At 72.5% G+C, this 20638-nt stretch carries 17 protein-coding genes; 8 read left to right on the plus strand and 9 right to left on the minus strand.

What is annotated here, in order from left to right; genetic code table 11:
- Nucleotides 1–154 precede the first annotated feature (154 nt).
- The 3 genes from QWM81_RS18810 to QWM81_RS18820 are packed head-to-tail and all read left to right on the plus strand — an operon-like array spanning nt 155 to nt 2392.
- A complete protein-coding gene (locus QWM81_RS18810; protein ID WP_290113249.1) occupies nt 155–568 on the plus strand; it encodes an SRPBCC family protein in 414 nt (137 codons plus the stop codon).
- Nucleotides 569–574: 6 nt separating this feature from the next.
- Nucleotides 575–883: a hypothetical protein gene (locus tag QWM81_RS18815; protein WP_290113251.1), complete on the plus strand. Its 309-nt coding sequence runs from the start codon at nt 575–577 to the stop codon at nt 881–883.
- 42 nt (nt 884–925) lie between these two features.
- The gene (locus QWM81_RS18820; RefSeq protein WP_290113252.1) at nt 926–2392 is read left to right on the plus strand and encodes an aminotransferase class I/II-fold pyridoxal phosphate-dependent enzyme; all 1467 of its coding nucleotides are present in this window, start codon (nt 926–928) and stop codon (nt 2390–2392) included.
- Nucleotides 2393–2416: 24 nt separating this feature from the next.
- Here the strand turns inward: QWM81_RS18820 and QWM81_RS18825 are convergent, their stop codons facing one another.
- Nucleotides 2417–3598, minus strand: coding sequence for an amidohydrolase (locus tag QWM81_RS18825; RefSeq protein ID WP_290113297.1), 1182 nt, complete (start codon nt 3596–3598; stop codon nt 2417–2419).
- Between the two features lie 167 nt (nt 3599–3765).
- A complete protein-coding gene (locus QWM81_RS18830) occupies nt 3766–5001 on the minus strand; it encodes an FUSC family protein (RefSeq protein WP_290113254.1) in 1236 nt (411 codons plus the stop codon).
- A 127-nt stretch (nt 5002–5128) separates the two neighbouring features.
- Here QWM81_RS18830 and QWM81_RS18835 point away from each other — a divergent pair, with 127 nt between their 5' ends.
- On the plus strand, nt 5129–5938 hold the full coding sequence (locus QWM81_RS18835; protein ID WP_290113256.1) for an SDR family oxidoreductase: 810 nt from the start codon (nt 5129–5131) through the stop codon (nt 5936–5938).
- A 252-nt stretch (nt 5939–6190) separates the two neighbouring features.
- Here the strand turns inward: QWM81_RS18835 and QWM81_RS18840 are convergent, their stop codons facing one another.
- From QWM81_RS18840 to QWM81_RS18860, 5 genes are all read right to left on the minus strand, one after another.
- A complete protein-coding gene (locus tag QWM81_RS18840; RefSeq protein WP_290113258.1) occupies nt 6191–7849 on the minus strand; it encodes a catalase in 1659 nt (552 codons plus the stop codon).
- Nucleotides 7850–8051: 202 nt separating this feature from the next.
- Complete coding sequence (locus QWM81_RS18845) at nt 8052–8855, minus strand: metallophosphoesterase family protein (RefSeq protein WP_290113259.1); 804 nt, start codon at nt 8853–8855, stop codon at nt 8052–8054.
- The gene (locus tag QWM81_RS18850) at nt 8852–9106 is read right to left on the minus strand and encodes a hypothetical protein (protein ID WP_290113260.1); all 255 of its coding nucleotides are present in this window, start codon (nt 9104–9106) and stop codon (nt 8852–8854) included. Before QWM81_RS18850 ends, QWM81_RS18845 begins: the two co-directional genes overlap by 4 nt.
- Nucleotides 9103–9921: a nucleotidyltransferase family protein gene (locus QWM81_RS18855; RefSeq protein WP_353938317.1), complete on the minus strand. Its 819-nt coding sequence runs from the start codon at nt 9919–9921 to the stop codon at nt 9103–9105. The genes QWM81_RS18850 and QWM81_RS18855 overlap by 4 nt, the downstream gene beginning before the upstream one ends.
- Nucleotides 9922–10484: 563 nt before the next feature.
- Nucleotides 10485–11930, minus strand: a complete 1446-nt coding sequence (locus QWM81_RS18860; RefSeq protein ID WP_290113261.1) for a collagen-binding domain-containing protein — start codon at nt 11928–11930, stop codon at nt 10485–10487.
- Nucleotides 11931–12138: 208 nt separating this feature from the next.
- Between QWM81_RS18860 and QWM81_RS18865 the strand changes: the two genes are divergently transcribed.
- Nucleotides 12139–14079 carry an ATP-binding cassette domain-containing protein gene (locus QWM81_RS18865; RefSeq protein ID WP_290113262.1) on the plus strand — a complete coding sequence of 647 codons (1941 nt, stop codon included), beginning with the start codon at nt 12139–12141 and terminating at the stop codon, nt 14077–14079.
- A 42-nt stretch (nt 14080–14121) separates the two neighbouring features.
- Nucleotides 14122–14751 carry a DUF6629 family protein gene (locus QWM81_RS18870; protein WP_290113263.1) on the plus strand — a complete coding sequence of 210 codons (630 nt, stop codon included), beginning with the start codon at nt 14122–14124 and terminating at the stop codon, nt 14749–14751.
- Here QWM81_RS18870 and QWM81_RS18875 read toward each other — a convergent pair.
- Nucleotides 14733–18896 carry a tetratricopeptide repeat protein gene (locus QWM81_RS18875; RefSeq protein ID WP_290113264.1) on the minus strand — a complete coding sequence of 1388 codons (4164 nt, stop codon included), beginning with the start codon at nt 18894–18896 and terminating at the stop codon, nt 14733–14735. The two genes, QWM81_RS18870 and QWM81_RS18875, sit on opposite strands and share 19 nt — an antisense overlap.
- Before the next feature lie 128 nt (nt 18897–19024).
- Here QWM81_RS18875 and QWM81_RS18880 point away from each other — a divergent pair, with 128 nt between their 5' ends.
- Entirely contained in the window at nt 19025–19186 is a 162-nt protein-coding gene (locus QWM81_RS18880; protein ID WP_290113265.1) for a hypothetical protein, read from the plus strand.
- Nucleotides 19183–19833 (plus strand): hypothetical protein, encoded by a 651-nt coding sequence (locus QWM81_RS18885; protein ID WP_290113266.1) that lies wholly within the window; start codon nt 19183–19185, stop codon nt 19831–19833. The genes QWM81_RS18880 and QWM81_RS18885 overlap by 4 nt, the downstream gene beginning before the upstream one ends.
- Before the next feature lie 26 nt (nt 19834–19859).
- On the opposite strand, the gene QWM81_RS18890 is transcribed toward QWM81_RS18885, so the two are convergent.
- Nucleotides 19860–20636, minus strand: coding sequence for an amino acid ABC transporter ATP-binding protein (locus QWM81_RS18890; RefSeq protein WP_290113268.1), 777 nt, complete (start codon nt 20634–20636; stop codon nt 19860–19862).
- Nucleotides 20637–20638 lie beyond the last annotated feature (2 nt).

Consider the following 20638-nt stretch of genomic DNA (forward strand, 5'->3'; position numbering starts at 1 on the left):
TGGTGGTGAAGGACTCTCCACCACCACCACACGCTGCCCCGGCTGGTTCCCCCGTCCAGCCGGGGCTTTCCCTTTCCCACCCGCTTCAGGCGCCGCAGGCCGGGCACCCGTTCGTCGGAAGATCTCCAGCCGACGAACGAGGAACGGTGGAGCGATGACCGAGTACGAGCGTTCACGCACGATGCCCGCCCAGCCCGAGCACGTCTTCGACCAGGCCGCCAACGTCGACCAGCTCGACACCTGGCTCCCCGAGGCCCTGCACGTGCGGCCCGATGACCTGCCCGCCGTCACCGTGCACGAGGACCGCACCGACGAGGACACCTCCGCGCTGCTGCGCGCCCAGAAGGACCAGATGCGCCTGGAGTGGGGCACCAGGGACCAGGGCAGTTACACCGGATGGCTCCAGGTCGCCGGCATCGGCAGCGGGGCCAGCGAGGTGACCGTGCACCTGTCGTTCTTCGACGAGAGCCACGACCCCGGCGAGCAGGCCGTCGGCGACGCCCTCGACCGGAGCCTGGAGCGTCTGGAGAGCCAGGTACGGATGCGCGTCGACAACGCCGCCGGCTGACCGCCCATGCCACCCCGCCGCCGTTACGCGGTCGCCGCCTCCGGCCAGTGGACGGACGAGGAGGACGGCCGCCGGCGGCTGCCCGCCGGTGAGGTCCACGCGTGGGAGCCCGGCACGAACCAGACCATCTGCGGACTCTCCCTCAGCCGGTCACGGCTCGGGCGCTTCTCCCACGTCGTCTGGCAGGACATCCTCCCCGAATCCGGCGGCGCCGCCGACCGCGTCCAGCGCGTCTGCCCGCGCTGCGCGTCCGTCGCGGGCCGCCGGGGCCCTGACGCACGGCCACCGTGGCAGCGTACGAACCCCCGTCCGTGATCACTTCCGTTTTTGTCCTGGTACGCGGGGCACTTGGGTGCTATGGACCATTCACAGGCACCCGTGCTCGACGCGCTGGCCGCGTACCACGCCGACAACCAGACCCCCTTCACCCCGCCCGGCCACAAACAGGGCCGCGGCGCCGACCCGCGCGTCCGAGAGGTCCTCGGGGACGCGGTCTTCCGGTCGGACGTGCTCGCCACCAGCGGCCTGGACGACCGAACCTCCTCACACGGCGTCATCGCCAAGGCCCAGGAGCTGATGGCCGACGCCGTCGGGGCCGAGCACACCTTCTTCTCGACGTGCGGCAGCTCCCTGTCCATCAAGGCCGCCATGCTGTCCGTCGCGGGGCCGCACGAGAAGCTGCTGGTGGGCCGTGACGCCCACAAGTCCGTGGTGTCCGGCCTGGTGCTCGCCGGGATCGTCCCCGTCTGGGTCGACCCCCAGTGGGACGCCGACCGCCATCTGGCCCACCCGCCGTCCGCCGACGCCTTCCGCGCCGCGTTCGCCGAGCACCCCGACGCCCGGGGCGCCCTGGTGACGACGCCCACGCCGTACGGCACGTGCTCCGACCTGGCCGGCATCGCCGAGGCCTGCCACGACCACGGCGTGCCGCTCATCGTCGACGAGGCGTGGGGCGCCCACCTGCCGTTCCACCCGCAGCTGCCGACCTGGGCCATGGACGCCGGAGCCGACGTCTGCGTCACCTCCGTCCACAAGATGGGCTCCGGCCTCGAACAGGGCTCCGTCTTCCACCTCCAGGGCGACCTGATCCAGCCGGAGGTCCTCGAAAGCCGCGAGGACCTCCTCGGCACCACCAGCCCCTCCGTCCTGGTCTACGCGGCCCTGGACGGCTGGCGCCGCCAGATGGTCCAGCACGGCCACGCCCTCTACGACGACGCCCTCGCCCTCGCCAAGACCGTACGGGCGCAGATCGCCGAGATCGACGGCATGCACGTCCACGGGCGCGACGACTTCTGCGGCCCCGGCCGCGCCTTCGACCTGGACCCGCTCCAGGTCATCGTCGACATCACCGGCCTGGGCACGACCGGCTACCGGATCGCCGACTGGATCCGCGACCACCACCGCGTCAACCTCCACCTGTCCGACCACCGCCGCACCAGCGCCCAGCTCACCCACGCCGACGACGAACGCAGCGCCGACGCCCTGCTGGCCGCCCTGCGCGACGTGGCCGCCCACGCGGACGAACTGCGCCCCGCGACCGAGGTGCGGGTCCCCGACCCGGCCGAACTGCGGCTGGAGCAGGTCCTGCTGCCCCGGGACGCGTTCTTCGGCCGCGTCGAGCAGGTGCCGTGGGAGAAGGCCATCGGCCGCGTCACCGCGGAGATGCTCACCCCGTACCCGCCCGGCATCCCGGCCGCGCTGCCCGGCGAGAGGCTCAACGCCGACGTCCTGCACTACCTGCGCAGCGGCGTCGACGCCGGCATGGTCGTCCCCGACGCCGCCGACACGGAGGTCAGGACGGTCCGCGTGGCCATCGAGGACTGACCCCGCGTCACGACACCAGCGGCCCTACAGCCCGGCGGCGGCCTTGGCGCGCAGACACGACCACGCCCGTTCGGGCACCTCCGTGCGCAGCAGGACATCGGCCGCCGTGCAAGCCAGCGCCTCGGCCGCCGCGAGCATCACCCGCCGCCCGCACGGGCCGGCCGCCGCGGCGGCGAACTGCGGTGTGTGGTCCGCTCCGTCCGGGTCCATGATGGCGACGAACGGGTGGATCGCGGGCACCCTCGTACTCACGTTGCCGATGTCGGACGACCCCAGGTACACGCCGGGAACCGGCTGCGAGAGGCGGATGCCCGCGCGGTCCAGGTGCTCGGCGAACAGCCCGGAGAGCACGTCGTTGTCGCGGAAGTGCTCGTAGCGCCCGCCGACCCGGGTGACCTCCGCCCGCGTGCCCGTGGCGAGGGCGACGCCCTCCGCGCACGAGCGCACCTCGTCCACCAGCTCCTCCAGCGCCGCCGTGGTCGCACCGCGCAGCCCGAACAGCCCCTCGGCGTACTCCGGGACGATGTTCGTCGCCCGGCCGCCGTCCGTCACGATGCCCTGGACGTGCGAGCCGGACGGCAACCGCCTGCCCAGCACGCCAAGGGTGTTGAACAGCTGGATCAGCGCGCCCAGCGCGTCGATGCCCTCCGTGGGGTTGCCGGTCGGATGCGCGGCCCGCCCGTGGAAACCCACCCGGATCTGCGCGCTCGCCGTCAGCGGTGCCCACGACCAGCTGTGGACGCCCGGGTGGAACATCAGCGCCGCGTCCACCCCGTCGAACAGCCCCGCCTCCACCAGCGTGACCTTGCCGCCGCCGCGCTCCTCCGCCGGCGTACCCACCGCCAGCACCGACCCCGCCACCTCCCCGAGCGCGCCGCGCACCGCGAGCGCCGCGCCGAGACCGGCCGCCGCGATCAGGTTGTGCCCGCACGCGTGCCCCAGCGACGGCAGCGCGTCGTACTCCATCAGCAGCGCCACACACGGCCCGTCACCCGTGCCGGTGCGCCCCACGAAAGCCGTCGGCAGGCCGGCCGTCCCGCGCTCGACCAGGAAACCCTCCCGTTCCAGCTCGCCGGCCAGCAGCCGCGCCGCCTGGTGTTCCTCGTACGCCTGCTCGGGAGCGCGGTGCAGCGCGAGGCTCACCTCCCACAACCGGTCGGCGCGAGCGGCGATCTCCTTCCTGATCCGGGCGTGAATCGCGTCCAGGGCGTCCGGGGTCCGCGGGGCGTCCGGGGTCCCCGGGCCATCCGGGGTCCCCGGGCCATCCGGGGTTTGCTGGGCGTCCGGGGTTTGCGGCACGGGGGCCTCCTTGGGGCGTCGTCAGCACTGGCTCTGCTCCCGCACGTGTTCCACGCCACGGGCGCCCGATTCCTTCACGCCTCGACGGCCGGCCGACGTTCGCCGCCGTTGCCGCTCAGCCGGCGCCGCAGGGCGGCCAGCCGGGGGTGACGCTCCCGCAGCTCGGCCGAGTGCCGGTCCAGTTCCTGGGTGAGGCGCTCGGTCCGCTTGTCGATGTCCAGCTCGTCGAGGATGCGGTCGATCTCGGCGAGCAGCGCCCCGTGCAACTGCCACTGGCGGGGGTGTTCCCGCACGTCCTCCAGCAGCAGGTCGGCGACCAGGTCACGGGTCGCCCGGCTGGCGGCCAGGGCCGCGGTCAGCCGTTCCTCGGCGTCCTCCGCGCTGGCCGCCACCTGAGTGGTGATCAGCCGCGCGAAGCTCTCGATGGCCGTGGCCATCTGCTCGAACAGCTCCTTGAGCGCCGCCGCCACGTCCGGCGGGAAGAGGGACTCCTCCGTACGGAACTTCGCGAGGTCCGTCAGGGTGCGGGTCAGCACCCGCAGCACCACCGCGCAGATCTCCAGGGTGTCCAGCCCCGTCCGCAGCACGATCCGGGACAGCAGCCCCTCCCGTACGCGCGGATTGAGCATCAGGCTCTCCTCCGCCTGCCGCAGCGAGGCGTCCACCTCCACGATGTCGTGGTCCAGCCGCCGCGCCTCGTGCAGCCGGGCCGCCGCGTGCGCGAACGGGATGTGCCCCTCGCCCACCTCGTCGCCCATGGTGCGGAACATGCGGCCCATCCCGCGCGCCAGCCCGTCGATGGACGCCCCGGCCGACTGCACCCACACCGGAGGCGCGAACAGCAGGTTGAACAGCAGGCCCACACCGGCGCCGATGAGGGTTTCCAGTACGCGGTGCCAGGCCGCCGACGCCGCCTGGGACACGCCCAGGACCAGCATGGCGCTGATCGCCACCTCGGGCACGAACTCGCTCACCCGCACATAGCGGCCGATGATCAGCGAGGTGAAGATGGTCAGCCCGAGACTCCACCAGGTCAGCGGGACCAGCGCGGTGAAACCGATGGCGATGAGGACACCCACGACGACCGAGTTCACGCGCCGGATACCGGTGGTGAGGGTCGCGTACAGGGTGACCTGCACCACCAGCAGCGCGGTCAGGGGAGCGGTCAGGGGAGCGGGCTGGTCCGGCAGGACCATCAGGGCGACGACATAGGAGATGACGGCGGCGGCGGTGGAACGCAGTGTCTGCGCCGCGACGGGCTCCGTGGTCCGCCGCACCAGTTTGATCACGGGTGCTGATACGTCGGGCATCCCTTTCCCCTGCCCGATCATGAGCAACTCAGCACACTTGCGCCTCACGAACCGCCCATACGCCCGCGTTTGCGGTCCGCGTCACGTGGTACCGCCAAAGTCCCCGACCCCTTGCCGAGGAGGCACGATGAACCTGCCCGCGAACCGGGGAACCCCGGTCGCCGTCGTCACCGGTTCCGACTCGGGCATCGGCCGCGCCACCGCCGTCCGCCTCGCCCGCGACGGCATGGACATCGGCATCACCTGGCACGCCGACGAGGAGGGCGCGCGGCGGACCGCCGAAGAGGTACGGGCACAGGGCCGGCGGGCCGCCGTCACGCACATGGACCTCACCAAGCTGCCCGATGCCGCCGACGCCGTCGAGCGGCTGGCCCGCGAACTCGGCCGCGTGGACGTCCTGGTGAACAACGCCGGCACCGGCACCGCCACGCCGTTCCTCGACATGCCGTACGAGACGGTGCGGGACGTCCTCGACGTGGACCTGATCGGGCCGTTCCTGTGCGGGCAGGTGGCCGCACGCCGCATGATCGAGCAGGGCCGGGGCGGACGCATCGTCAATGTGACGTCCGTGCACGAACACCAGCCACGCGTCGGCGCCGCGCCCTACTGCGCCGCCAAGGGCGGACTGGGACTGCTCACGCAAGTCATGGCGCTGGAACTCGCCGAACACGGCATCACCGTGAACGCCGTCGCGCCCGGCGAGATCGCCACGCCCATGACGGGCCAGGAGGACGAGGACGTGACGGAGAAGTCCCGGCCGGGCGTGCCGCTGGGCCGGCCGGGCGACGCGCGCGAAGTCGCGGCGGTCATCGCGTTCCTGGCCGGTGAGGAGTCCTCGTACGTCACCGGAGCCTCGTGGGTCGTGGACGGCGGCATGCTGCGGATGGGCCCGCAGGCCGGCTCGCACCTGAAGGGCGACGACTGGCGCCGCGTCTGAGCGGGCTCCGAGGGCTCTGCGGCTCTGATGGCTCTGATCGGGCCTCCGGGCTCTGATCGGGGCTCAGGGCGGGCTCACGGCGGGCTCTGGTCGGGCCTCAAGGCGGGCTCAGGATGGGCTCTGATCGGGCTTCCGGGCGGGCTCAGGGCGGGCTCCGGGAGGTCCGAGCGGGCGCGGAAAGGGCCCCGCCGTATGTCGGCGGGGCCCTTTCCTCCGGGCTCGTCGGGGCCCGTTTCAGCCGTCAGGTGGGTCTCAGCGGGTCACCACGTACCGCTCGTTGGGGACGCAGTGCGTCATCGTCAGTCCCTCGACGTCCCGAGGCGGGTTCTCCCCGAGATTGGCCAGCCGCTTGCGGTCCTCATCGGTGAGGTCCTGGCTCGCCAGCGGTTCCAGGTGAGCGACGTCCTGCGGGCTGATCCCGAGACCCTCGCCGACCCGCAGGCCGAGGTCGTTCTCGACGAGCAGGAAGTGCCAGACCATCCGCTCCTGCACCGGCCGGTCGCACTGCTTCAGCAGGTCGATGAAGTTGTGCACCAGGTCGTCGCGTTCCCACTGCTCCATCAGCAGATAGCGCTGGCCGGCCTGCATGTAGTCGTTCGTCCGGGGGATGCGCTTGCGGGTGAGCCTGCCCCGGATCTCCGGACCCTGCTCGTCGTGCGTCGGGTACTGGCCCTCACGCAGCCCGCCGAGGATCGACGGCTCGTAGTTGACGATGGGGTTCTCGCCGTGGCCGTCCTGGTGGTACGTCATGAACCCGTCGCGCTGGTTGGTGCGCACGTCGGCGTTCTTCGCCTGGTTGACCGGCAGTTGCAGGTAGTTCGGGCCGACCCGGTAGCGCTGGGTGTCGCTGTACGAGAAGGTCCGGCCGACCAGCATCTTGTCGTCGGAGAAGTCCAGGCCGTCCACGAGGACACCCGTACCGAAGGAGATCTGCTCGTTCTCGGCGAAGAAGTTCTCCGGCATCCGGTTGAGCACCATCTTGCCGACCGGCTTCGGCGGGAAGTCCTGCTCGGGCCAGGTCTTGGTGTCGTCCAGCGGATCGAAGTCCAGCTCCGGGTGCTCGTGGTCCTCCATCATCTGGACCAGCAGCTCCCACTCCGGGTAGTCGCCGCGCCCCACCGCCTCGTACAGGTCCTTGGTGGCGTGGCCCAGACCCTGGGCCTGGACGTTGGCGGCGTCCTCCTCGGTCATGCTGCGCACGCCCTGCTTGGGCATCCAGTGGTACTTGACCAGGACCGTGTTGCCCTCGGCGTTGACCCACTTGTACGTGTTGACGCCGAACCCCTGCATATGGCGGTAGTCCGAGGGGATGCCGCGCGGGCTGAAGAGGTTCACCAGCATGTGCATGCTCTCCGGGGTCTGCGACATGAAGTCGAAGATCCGGCGCGGCTGCTGCTCGAAGGTGACCGGGTCGGGCTTGAGCGCGTGGATCACGTCCGGGAACTTGATCGCGTCCCGGATGAAGAAGACACCGAGGTTGTTGCCCACGAGGTCCCAGTTGCCGTCCTCGGTGTAGAACTTCACGGCGAAGCCGCGCGGGTCACGGGCCGCCTCGGAGGAGTCGCGGCCGCCGATCACGGTCGAGAACCGCACGGCCAGGTCGGTGCGCTTGCCCCGCTCCTGGAACAGCTTGGCGCGGGTGTAGCGGCTGATCGGCTCGTCACCCCAGGCGCCGTACGCCTCGAAGTAGCCGTAGGCGGTGACTCCGCGGGCGTGCACCACACGCTCGGGGATGCGCTCCCGGTCGAAGTGGCTGATCTTCTCCAGGAACTGGTAGTTCTCCAGCGTCGCCGGGCCACGGGCGCCGACGGTGCGCTGGTTCTGGTTGTCGTAGACAGGGTGGCCCTGCCGGTTGGTGAGTACCTTCCGGTCGTCGCCGGGTGCGGGACCCTGGCTCGAAACGTCCGTCACGATCCTCGGCTCCTCTGCTGCTTTTGTCTGACTGCGTCCTGATACGTCGCAGTATCCTCCGTTACCCGCCGTTCGGGCGTGCCTAACCGACCGGGTCGTCACGGAAGGGATTCTCACGGGAGGGGGCCTCACGCGAGGGCTCCTCAGGGGAGGGGCCCTCACGCGAGGGGGCCTCACGTGAGGGGTCACTCATGGGGGCGGCCTAACGGAACGCCGCCGTACGTTCGCCCTCCGCGTCCGCGCCGGTCTTCACCCCGCCGTCACCGGCAGCCGGGGCCCCGGCGTGCACGGGCAGGTGGTAGACGGCGTAGGCCCGGCCCAGCACCGGCTGGGCGACATTGCGGACCCGTACGCCCTCACTCGTCATGCCGTGCTCGGTGCCCATGTGGGCGTGGCCGTGGATCGCCAGGTCGGCGCCCCCCTCGTCCACCGCCTCGGCGAGCAGATAGCTCCCCAGGAAGGGATAAATTTCCAGCGGCTCGCCCGCGAGCGTGTCCGGCACGGGCGCGTAGTGCGTCAGCGCGATCCGCACCGCGCAGTGGGCCTCCCGCAGCATGGCCAGGGACGACCGCAGCCCGTCCGCGCAGCGCCGGGTGTAGCGGATGAACTCCTTCATCTCCGGCTCCCCGAACTCACCGCCGCTGCGCCCGGCGAACCCGCCGCAGAACCCCTTCGTCCCCGCGACACCGACCCGCACGCCACCGATGTCCAGCACCGTGCCCTCGCTCTCCAGGACGGTCACGCCCACCCGGTCGAGTGCCGCCGCGACCTCCTCCTCCTGGTCGCTCTGGTAGTCGTGGTTGCCCAGGACGGCGACCACGGGCACGCCCAGCCCCGCCACCTCCCCGGCCACCACCTCGGCCTCCTCGACCGTCCCGTGCCGGGTCAGGTCACCGGCGAGCAGCAGCACGTCCGCGCGCTCGCCGAGGGTCTCGAAGGCGGGCCGGAGCGCCCCGGCGCTCGTCGGCCCCAGATGGATGTCGCCTACCGCTGCTACTCGGATCACGACAGCTCCTCCGGGTGGTCGGGGGCGTCCGCGCAGACCACGACCAGGTCTTCCCGCAGCGGCAGCCCGGCCAGCTCCTCCTTGGCGATGCGCAGGATCTCCTCCCGGCACGACGAGCTCGACACGGTGCCGTACAGCATGACGCTCGTTCCGCGCTGCTCGATCCGAATGCCGAGCTCCGCGATGTCCTCGCTCGCCAGCCGGTCCCGCAGATGGGCGATGCGGTACTCGGCGGTGTCGGCGGCGCTCATGGCTTTGCCTCCCGTGGCTCGATGACGTTCAGACGCTCCAGGAGGTAAAGGAACGCCTCTGGCATCGGATGGCCCTCGTTCTCGCGGCGCAGCAGGTCCCAGTCGATCTTCTCCCGCAGCGTCCGCGCGATCGGCAGCACGGCGCCGAAGTCGCAGTGGTGCTCGGAGAAGGCGGCCAGCAGACTGCCCATGAGGTCGGTCGGCGCCAGCACCGGCATCCGCACCGAGTCCACCGGCAGCGTCTGCGCCCGGTCCAGCAGGTCGTGGGTCACCGGGTGCCGGGCCAGCTCGAAGATCAGGTCGATCTCCTCACCATGGCTCCTCGCCTTGATCAGCCAGTCCTCGGGCGGGAACCGGACCTGGATACCGGCGTTCTCCAGGTCCCGCGTGATCGCCTCCGCGTCCTCGCGGAGGATGGCGAAATCGGTGTCGTGCTGAAGGCTGGCCGGAACGCCGTGCGCGTACGCGGCCACGCTCCCGGCCAGCGCGAAGGGATGGCCGGCGGCCTTGAGCAGGCCCGCCACCTGCTTGGTGGCCTCCAGGATGGACTGCGTACGGTCCGGAGGAAGGCTGCCGCCGGCCGGCCCCACGCCGCCGCCCACCGCGGGGCCCACCGCTGGGCCCACCGCTGGGCCGCCGCCCACCGCTGCGCCGCCCACCGCCGGACCTCCGCCCGTGGCGGGGCCGCCGGCCATGACCGCGCCCAGGAGCGCGCCGTGGGCGTCGCCCTCCACAGCTCTTCCCCCTGCCAGCCGCAGGCCGGCCGGCTCGTCGGGCCCGCCCGGCTGGGTGGCGTCTTGCGAGTGGTTCCTCACGGGTGCTCCGTCCTCCTCGTCTGCCTGCGCGGGGCGTCCGGGTACCCGGGCTGTGCTTCTTTATGGCTCGGATTTCCCGGGAGGGATTCTTGGCCGGGCGGGCCGGGCGGGCCGGTGGGCGGCTTGTGCGGCGAGCGGTGGGGCCGCGGCGGGCCGCGTGGGCGGCGTGGGCCGGTGGCGGTGGGGCGGGGCCCCTCCGGGCTCGTCTCCTCGGGGTCGGCGGCCTTGGGTCTCCTGGATGGGAGCCCCTGCTTCGCCTCCCCCAAGCTCTCGGCTTCGCTCGAGCAGGGGGGACCCCCATCCCCTGCGGGGACGACCCTGCACGGCCCCACCCCGGCCGTACGCCGGGTGCGGGCCGGTGGCCTGCGGGGTCACGCTGCGGTTGTGTGCCGGGTGGGGCTGGTGGTTGGGGGGGCGTGCTTCGGCCGTACGTCGGGTGCGGGTCGGTGGCCTGCGGGTCGTGCTTCGGGTGGGGGTCGGTGGCCTGCGGGTCGTGCTTCGGGTGGGGTCGGTGGTTTGCGGGGTCGTGCGTCGGGTGCGGGGTGGTGGTCCGTTGGATGGCCTTACTCGCCGGGGCGTCGGCGGCTGCGGCGGGACGCCCTCGTCAGGACGGCGCCCGTCGCGACGAGCAGCGCGGCGGCGCCGCCCATGAGCCACATCTGCGCCCGGGAACCCGTGTCCGCCATCTCACCGACGAGCGAGGGGGCGGCGGGGGGCCGGTCGTCGGCGACGACGTTGGTGGCTTCGGAGTCGGGGTCCGATTCCGGTTCGCCCTCGGCGCCGGCGGCCTCGGACTCCGGGTCGGCCGCCGGCTCCGGTTCGGCCTCGGCGGGGTCCGGGTCGCCCTGGGCGCCCGCGGCTTCCGACTCGGGGTCGGCCGCGGGCTCCAGTTCCGCGTCCGGCTCGGGGTCGGCCGCGCGCTCCGGACCGGAGGCCGGCTGCGGGCCGCACGAAGGCTGCGCCGCGAACGGGACGTGGCGGATCCGGCCGGACGACCCGGCGGGGCGGCCCGCCGCCAGTGCGTGGACGACCACGTCGCCCTCGATGTCGGACGGGCTCACATCCGTCAGCTTCGCGCGGGGCGCGTACACGGCCCCCCGCAGGGTGTCGCCCGCCGTGAGGGTGAGGTCCGTGGCGTCGGCGAAGTTCCACAGGATGTACGGGGCGTCCTGGCTGGTCACGCCCGCCATGGCCGGCGTACGCCAGGTGAATCCGCCGCCCTCGGCCGTGGTGTCGACCACCACCACGAGCGGCCTGGTGGCCGTCGGCCGGTTGTCGAACGTCAGCGTCCGGATGTGGTCCAGCTGCGCGCCGGTCAGGCGCAGGACGTTCGTACGGCCGTCGGCGAGCCGGATCCTGACCGTGGAGTCCGGCGTGATGCCGGCGTGCGCCACGTTGCCCTGGCACCGGGCCAGCGCGTCGGCCCGGTGGCGATGCGTGGCGAAGAGCGCGTCGAAGTCCATCAGGCCACGGGCGGGCCCCACGGACGACGGCGGCTGCGGTGTCGTCAACTCGATGCGCGGGGTGGCGTGGTAGCCCGCGCCGGCCGCGACGAGCCGGGTGTTGACCGCCGTGCCGTTCATGCCGGTGGCCTGCGCCGCGCTGCCGGTCAGGTCGCCGACCTTGACGTACCCCCGGTCGAGCACCCGCAGCACGCCGTTCGTCGCGCTCCCCGCGAAGTCGACCCTGCCCCCCACCAGGAGCGCCGTGGGGCGGGTGTCCCCACGGGCCGTGAAGCCGCCCGTGGCGCGCGGCGCGACCGTGTGTCCCGCGCCGAACCTAAGGGCACCGCCCACGGCGACGGAGCCCTCGGTCGACGTACCGCCCAGCAGCGCGTCCCGCTGCGTCACCACACCGAATCCGTTGTTCCCGGCCATCGGGTTGCCGGTCACGGCGGCGACCGGCCGCGTGACGGGCGAAGGGCCCGGCGGCGTCCCCGCCCGGACGGACGGGGCGGCGGCCCCCAGGCCGACCGCGCACACCGCACACACCACGGACATTCCACTCATTCGCATAACGGAGAAAATATGATCATCGCGTGGATATCGGGCTGCGACGCGCCCACCGTCCGATCCACCTCACATCAATGGAGGTACGGCCCCTCGCCCGGCGATCGGACCGCGCGCGTAACGGCCATAAGGCGACGTTTCACCCGCTCAGCGGTAGGGGAGCGGTGGGTGCGACGGCATGGTGCCGGGGGAATCGGGGTGGGGAACCGTGCGCGAGAAGAAGCTGTACCGGCGTGCCTGGAGAGCCGAGCCGCCCATCTCCGACAGTGAACGGGAGCTGTTCGGCGGAGCCCTGCGGTACGACTTCGGCTGGGTCAAGCACGAGTACGCCGTGCTCGACCTCAAGCCCCTGGCCGCCGTACGCGCCCTGCCCCAGCTCCTCGGCAGCACCCTGCGGCTCGCCTGGGAGTCCGACCCACGCGCGCTGCTGACGGTCGGGCTCACCGAGATCGGCCAGGGCATGGCCCAGGCCGTGGGCCTGCTCCTGACCAACGAGGTCCTCCAGGCGCTCTTCGCCCCCGGCACCACCACCGAACGCCTCCGCGCGGCCCTGCCCGCACTGGTCGCCGCCGGCGTCCTCGCGGTGGTCAACGCGGTCCTCGCCTCCCTGTCGACCGCCGGCACCGGCCGGCTGGAGCCCAAGGTCGAACGGCTCGCCACCGAGAAGTACCTGCGCCGCGCCGCCGGAGTGGAGCTCGAAGCCGTCGAGGACGGAGCCTTCCGCAAGCTCCTGGACTCCGCCCAGTTCGGCGCGCTGGCGGCGCGGAACATGATCGGCGCCTGTGTCGGCGCCCTCAACGGCGTGTTCACCATCGTCGCCGCCGCCGGTGTCCTCACCGTGCTCCACCCGGCGCTCCTGCCGCTGCTCGTGCTGATCGCGCTGCCGCGCGGCTGGGGCGCCATGCACGTCGCCCAGCGCCGCTACGCCTCCCGGATGAACTGGATCGAGCACGAACGCGCCGCCCGCCTCGTCAACAACCTCATCACCAGCCGCGAATCCGCCAAGGAGGTGCGCGTCCACCAGGTCGGCCGCTACCTCCTCGACAAGTTCCACGACATGGCCGAGACCTCCGAGGCCGAGCAGACCCGGCTCGCCGACGGACGCGCCATCACCGAACTGATCGCCGCCGCCTTCTCCGGCGCCGCCGCCCTCGCCACGTACGCCGCGCTCGGCGCCCTGCTGGTCACCGGCCGCATGGACATCGCCATGGCCGGCACCGCCGCCCTCGCCGTGCGCACCGGCTCGGCCAGCCTGAGCGCGCTCATCACCCACATCAACACCCTGCACGAGGAGTCGCTGTACGTCAGGGACCTGGACCGCTTCACTGCGGCGGCCGAGGCACGGGCCATCCCGCTCGGCGGCACCCCCGTCCCTGACTTCCCCGAGAAGATCACCTTCGAGAACGTCACCTTCCGCTACCCCGACCGCGAGCAGCCCGCGCTGCGGGACATCTGCCTGACCCTCACCGCGGGCTCGGTCGTCGCCCTGGTCGGCGCCAACGGCTCCGGCAAGTCCACTCTCGTCAAGATCCTCGCCGGGCTCCACCAGCCGGGCGACGGCCGTGTCCTGTGGGGCGACACCGACCTCGCCGAAGCGGACCGGCTCGACATCTTCCGCCATGTCGCCGTCCTCGACCAGGACTTCCAGCGCTGGCCCTTCACCCTCCGGACCAACATCCGCATCGGACAGCCCGAGCGCACCGACGAACCCGGGCGCGTCGAGCGCGCCGCCGCCTACTCCGGCGCCGACAAGCTCGGCACCACCCTGCCGCGCGGCTACGACACGCTGCTCGCCCGCCAGTTCCGGCACGGCTCCGAACTCTCCGGCGGCCAGTGGCAGACGGTCGGCCAGGCCCGCTTCCGCTACCGCGAGGCGAACCTCGTCATCGCCGACGAGCCGACCTCCGCCCTGGACCCCGAGGCGGAGATCCAGTCCTTCGCACGCGTCCGCGCCCTCACCGAAGAGGGCAGGACCGTCGTGCTCGTCAGCCACCGCATGGCCGGCATCCAGTCCGCGGACGTCATCCACGTCCGCCACGAGGGCAGGCTCGTCGAATCCGGCTCCCACCGGGAACTCATGGACCGGCCCGGCTCCCGCTACCGCCGCATGTACCTCCTCCAGGCCGACCAGTACGGCACGCCCCGCTGAGTCTGCCCGCCGCCGGACGGCCGCCGCCGTACGCTACCCACCATGTGCTGGAGCGCGACGGCCGACCTCGCGGCCGGCACCGTCATCACCGCGGCCGGCGTCGCCTGTGTGGCGCGGACCCGCCGGGTACGCGAACTCCCGCTCGCCGCCCTGCCGTTGCTGCTGGGCGCCCACCAGCTCGTCGAGGCGTCCGTGTGGGGCTCCGGCGGCGGCAGCGGCCCGGCGACGCTCGCCTGGGCCGTCATCGCGCTGCCCCTGTTGCCGCTGTGGGTGCCCCTCGGCGTCCTGCTGGCCGCACCGCCCGGGTCCGGCCGCCGGCTCGCCGTCCCGGTGGCCGCCGGACTCGTCACCGCCACCGCGCTCGCCTCCTGCCTGGCCACCCGGCCCGTGACGGCCCACATCCGGGGCCGCACCATCGGCTACGTCCTCGACCTGCCGTACGCGCCGCTGCTCCTGACCGGCTACCTCCTGGCCACCGTCGGCGCGCTGCTGCTGGCGGCCGACCGGCTCCTGAGGCTGCTCGGCGCCGTCGTCGCGGCCGGGGCGGTGCTGTGCGTACTGCTGTGGAGCACCGAGTTCGTCTCCACCTGGTGCGCCTTCGCCGCCGTCGCGTCCCTGATCCTGCTCGCCCGGGCGGGTCGTATCGATCGCCCCTACGCACCGCCGTGCTGAGCGTCGCCCGTGGTGGCCGGCAGGGTGGCGGTGGTGGTGAGGACGGCGGAGACCCACTCCTCGTCGAAGTGGCGACGCAGAAGGCGGGTGAACTCCTCGTCGCCGAGTTCGGCGCGCCGGTGACGCAGAGCGGTGATGTTGAGGACCGCGTTGTCGGATTTCATCCGCTGGTTGATGGCCAGCGCCTGGACCATCAGGCGCACCGCCTCCTCCAAGCGGCCCTGCTCCGCGCGCAGGGTGCCCAGCTCGCCGTAATCGAGTGCCACCTCCTCCCAGGCGCCCTGGGCCTCGTCGATGGCCAGGCATTCGCGGTAGCACTGCTCGGCGAGCGCCTGGTCACCGCGTAGCTGGGCCACCCTGCCCAGGTGGAAGGTGCTGTTGGAGACGCCCGACTGGTTGCCCAGCCGTCGCTTCAGGGCCACCGAGGCCCGGAAGTGCCGCTCCGCCTCCGCATAGGCGCCCCGGTCCTGGCAGACGCGGCCGAGCTGGTGCCGGACGATCGCGGTGTTGGTGTCGTTGCCGAGGCGTTCGTAGATCGTGAGGGCGGCCAGATAGCGCCGCTCGGCCTCCTCCAGACGCCCGGTCTCCAGGTCGGCGTGCCCGAGGTCCTCGAGGCACTTGGCGATGCCCTCCCGATACCCGGCCGCCTCGCACAACGGCAGCGCGTGCAGGAGGAGCATCCGCGCCGTGCCGACAGCGCCGGAGCCGAGCGCGGCGATCCCCAGCTTGACGTAGGCGCTGCCCAGCGGCGTGGGGCTGGGGTAGGAGTGGTAGAACTCGCTGAACCCCGCGATGTGTTCGATGACGTGAGCCGCGGTCGACGCGTCGGCGTGCTCCCGTACGACCCGGGCGAAGGCGTGGGCGCCCAGTTCCAGCCGTTGCACGGCGAGCCACTCGTCATCCCGGTGACCTCCCCGGTTCCGCCGGCCGTCGAGCCATGCCTCCAGGGTGCACGGCACCGCCTCCTCCACGCGTCCGAGAACCGTTCGTACGGCGCCGAGCTGCCGGTTGCACGAGGCGAGGTGGGACTGCTCACCGAGGGCCGCGAACACGGCCCGGGCACGCGTGAAACACGCCTCGGCCCAGCTCAGATCGCCGAGATCACGGGAGATCTCACCGAGCAGTTGGCAGCTCTCGGCGATGTTCCTGTTGCTCCCGATGTCCTCGAAGACCTCCAGGGCGGCCCTGACGCCCGCCCGCGCCGCCGCGTGGTCGAAGCGGGCGAGGGCGATCTTCGCCAGAGCGATCCGGCCGTTTCCCTCGTTGACCCGGTCGTCCAGTCGGACGTAGTGGGACAGGGCCACCCGGGCGCACCGTTCGGCCTTGACGTAGTCCTTGGCGCGGAAGGCGAGGACGCCGATCTGGTGATGGGCGGCCGCGATCCCCTCAAGGTCGTCCAACTCCTCGGAGATGGCCAGCGCGTCGGTGTACCGCTGCTCCGCGAGCCGGTCGTCCCCCTTGTTCATGGCGAGGCCGGCGAGCTGGTGCACGGTGATGGCCGCCGCCCACCGGTTGCCGGTGCGTTCCTTGACGGACAGCGACCGCTGGTACAGCCGCTCGGCCTCGGTGTCGTCGCCCCGGTGGTTGGCGATCAGGCCCAGCTGGTGCAGTGCGGCCCCGGCCCGGTCGTCGGCGCCCAGCTCCTCGAACGTGGTCAGCGCCTGCCGGTAGCGGCCCTCGGCCCGCGCGTACCGCCCCCTGCGGACGTCCAGGCCACCGAGGTCCGCCAGGAACTCGGCGGACCGCAGGGACCCCGGCGCCGTCAGGGACAGCGCCTCGTGGATCAGCCGCTCCTCCCGGGCCCACTGACCCATCCGGTTGAGCTCGTGGCAGGCCAGCACCGTGTGGTCCAGCGCCTTCGGCACGTCGCCGGCGGCCAGCTCGTGGTACCTGGCCTCAAGCGCGTACGTGATGTAGACGTCGCGCCGGCAGGGCGTGGCGCACCGCCGGCCCCAGTACGCCCCCGCCCTGCGGTGCGCCTCGGCCAGCCGCTCGGGCCCGGCGAGGCGGGCCAGGGCCGCGGCCGTCCAGCGGTGCACCAGGTAGCCGGTGCCGACCGGTGCGAGCAGCCCGAGGTGCGAGAGCCGCGCCACGGCGTCGTCCATGCCGTCGGGCACCGGCGGTGGTTCCGCCTCGCCGGACGGGGCGGCCGGCAGGGTGGCCACCTGCCACGCCAGACCCTCCCGGTCCACCGGCAGCCGGTACACCGCCGCGCCCAGCAGCAGCGGCCGGGCCAGGGGCAGTGCGTCAAGGCGGGCGACCAGCTCCGGCAGCAGCACGTCCTGGGCGATCAGCGCGCCCGTCTCGTCGAGGCTCTGTGCCAGCTCCCTCGAGGGAACGTCACGGCCGCCCAGTGCGGCGCGCAGCCGGGCGCTCACGTCCTCGAAGCGGGCGGCGCCGTCGCGCAGGAGCGCGTCAAGGTACTCCAGGGAACGAGGATGGCCGCCCAGACGCGTCCACACCTGCCGCTGCTCGGCCGGTGACAGCGCGTCGACACCGGGCAGCCGCCAGATCAGCTTGCGGGTCTCCTGCCAGGTCAGCGGGGCGAGATGGTGGGTCTCCACGCCCGCCACCGGGAAGGGGTACCTGCTGGTGATGATCAGGCGGTGGTGCTCGGCCCAGGCCGGGAGGAACGCGGCCAGTTCCCGGTCGCCCAGGTGATGTTCCGCGTCCAGGTTGTCCTCGGCGTTGTCGAGGACCAGCAGGAGCGGCACGGTGGCCCGGGCGACCGCCGCGAGCCGGTCCCGCCAGTCACGTCCGGGCTCACTCAGGGCGATGACCAGCCCGTGCAGCGGATCGCTCTCCGGGAGCCTCTTCCGGGCGCAGTGGGCGCGCAGTTGGCGGCGTAACCCGTCCAGGATCGCGTCGACGGCAGTCTCGCCGCCGACCGCCACCACCACGCCGTCCGCGGCGGCGGCCCGGAAGCGCTCCACCAGTTCGGCGGCCAGGCTGGTCTTGCCGATACCGCCGATGCCGTGCAGGAGGATCCTCGGCTCGGAGCCCGCCAGCCTGCGCAGGGTGCTTCTGCGGCCGACGAAACCGTGCCGTCCACGGACGATGCCGTCGAGGACGACGGCCTGCCGGCCGGGATCCTCGGCCGGTTCCGCGGGGTCGGGGGCGGGGGCAGGGCCGGGGCCGGGGCCGGCCGGACGGAGCTGCGGGTCGGCGAGGAACAACGCCGGTGTCGCCCACTCCGCAAGAGGGCGCGGTTCCCGCGCCAGTTCCCGGCGGACCTCGCAGAACACGGTGAGCAGGTCCCTGCCCGGGCCGTTCGCCAGCCTCTCGTACAGCCGCGCGCACAGTTCGATGGCGTAGTCGTCGCTGACGACGCCGTTCATCGCCAGCACGCCCGGAGCACCGTGGTCCAGCAGGCTTCTGGCCAGACCGGGCAGTTCCGAGCCACCCTCCAGGGCGGTGGAGCAGCCCGCCAGCACGATGAGGGGCACGCCGCCGTGCGACGGCAGGACCTCGCGCAGGAAGCGTGCGGCGTCCACCGCGTCCTCCGTGCCGGTACGGGTCTCCAGAAGCAGCGCACCGGGACGGGCATGGCAGGAGATGTGCAGCACGTGGCAGGCTTCCTCGCCGAGCGCGGAGTGGATCGCCGCCGCGCTGCCCCACTCCAGGACGCGCACCCGCAGACCGGTTTTGCGACCGGGTTCCACGGCGTCCAGAATCCTGCCCAGTTCCCGTTCGTGGTCCAGCAGTTCGCCCGCGCTGTCATCGGGGGCGGCGACCGCGGCGACGATCCGCAGGGGTCCGCCGGCAGGGGCGGAGGCCGGTCTGCGGGCCCGGGCGGTCGTGCGGTAGAGATCGACGACGGGGTCCAGGGCCAGGGGGACGGCACGGCCGGGCGGTACGAGGGTCTCCCACGGCAGGTCCGCCACCGCCGGATCGGTCACCTCGATGCCGACGCGGTGCCGTCCCGGCCGGCGCAGCTCCTCGGTCAGCGCCCGGCCGGCGGGCCCGTCCAGGAAGCGGGCCGCGAGCGCGGCGCCCACCTGTCGCAACAGCGTCTCGGACGGCTGCCTGCCCAGCCGCCACAGCAGATCGGCCGTACGCTGATCCGGCCCCCCAGGTGTGTGGGTGGTCCGGCCGCCCCGGATCTCGCATGCCACCAGCGTGGTGTCGATCATCAGTTTGATCACGTATGCCCCCTGTTTCCTGTGGTCAGGATGGCCGGGGCAGTGTGGACGAGGCAATGACGCCGTTGACGAGGCAATGACGCCGTTGACGAGGCAATGACGCCGACTGCCCTCGCGGTCATACTGAGTTCATGTCAGACACTCCCGAAGAGCACCCGAAGGTGAACGCGGTGCGGATCAATGAGTCCGGCATGCTGGAGTTTTTCGACGGCGAGGTGTGGGCGCCGTACGTGGACCTTCCCGACGACGACCCCGGTCCGCTCGGTGTCGTCTTCCGCAGAGAAGCCCCGTGAGCGCCGGCCCGCCGGCCGGGGAGCAGCCCGGCGTCGCCGTGCTGGAAGCGCTGCCCTCGCCGCTGGATTCCGTCGCCGACAGCCGCGACGCCGCGCGCTGGACCCTCGCGTCCACCGGTGCGGTGGGCGCCCTGCTGCTCGGTGGCGGCCCGCTGCTCGCCGTGGGCAGGATCACCGACTGGGCGCACGCGGCCTGGGCCGGAGGCGGGCTGCTCGTGGCCCTGCTGGGCGTCGCCTGGGCCATGTGGCAGACCAGTGAGGTCCTCGTCCCTCCCCTGACCACACCCGACGCCCTCACCTCACCGGCCCTGCGCGGGCTGCGCCGGCAGATCGATGCCGCGCCCGGCTACTACTTCGGCACGCTGGCCACGGACGTCGAGGACCTCCTGCGCCACCGCCGGCTCGCCATGGAGATCTCCCGGCGGCTGCCGGCCGCCGAACCGGCGCAGCGGGCGGCGCTGGAACGCGGCCTGGCCACGGCGCGGCGCAACATCGCGCGGACCGACCCCTACCTGCGGTGGCTGCTGGCGACCGCGCACGCCTGGCTCGTACGGGAGAAGCTGCGCAAGGCCCGGCGGCACACCTTCCTGTCCGCCGTGGTCGTCATCACCGGCGCCGTGGTGTTCCTCGGCGCGACAGGCCGATGACGGACGCCCCCGGCCGATCCGTCAGCTCATGACCCCTCGCCCGGGGGTTCGGCGGCGGCCGGGTCCAGGATGCGGGTGAGGAAGTGCCGCGTCCGCTCGTGCTGCGGATCGCCCACCACCCGGTCGGCCGGTCCCTCCTCGACGATCCGGCCCTCGTCCATGAACACCACCCGGTCGGCGACCTCCCGGGCGAAGCTCATCTCGTGCGTGACGACCATCATCGTCATGCCCTCCGCCGCCAGCATCCGCATCACGGCCAGCACATCGCCGACGAGCTCCGGGTCGAGCGCCGACGTCGGCTCGTCGAACAGCATCACCTCAGGGCCCATCGCCAGCGCCCGGGCGATCGCCACCCGCTGCTGCTGCCCGCCCGACAACTGCGCCGGATACGCGTCCGCCTTGTCGGCCAGCCCCACTCGCACCAGGTTCTCCCGGGCGACCCTGGCCGCCTCCTCCTTGCCGCGCCGCAGCACCCGCCGCTGCGGCAGCGTGAGGTTCTCGACCGCCGTCACATGCGGGAAGAGGTTGAACTGCTGGAACACCATGCCGATGCGGCGGCGTACGGCGTCGATGTCGACGTCCAGGTCCGTGACCTCCGTACCGCCCACGAACACCTGCCCCTTGGTGGGCTCCTCCAGCAGGTTCACACAGCGCAGCAGGGTCGACTTGCCCGAGCCCGACGGGCCGATGACGCACACCACCTCACCGGCGGCGACGTCCAGGTCGATGCCGCGCAGCACCTCGTTGTCCCCGAACGACTTGTGCAGCCCCCGGATCGAGATCTCCGTCTCGCTGGTCTTCATCG

Source organism: Streptomyces ficellus (genome assembly GCF_030406405.1).
GTDB lineage: Bacteria > Actinomycetota > Actinomycetes > Streptomycetales > Streptomycetaceae > Streptomyces > Streptomyces ficellus_B.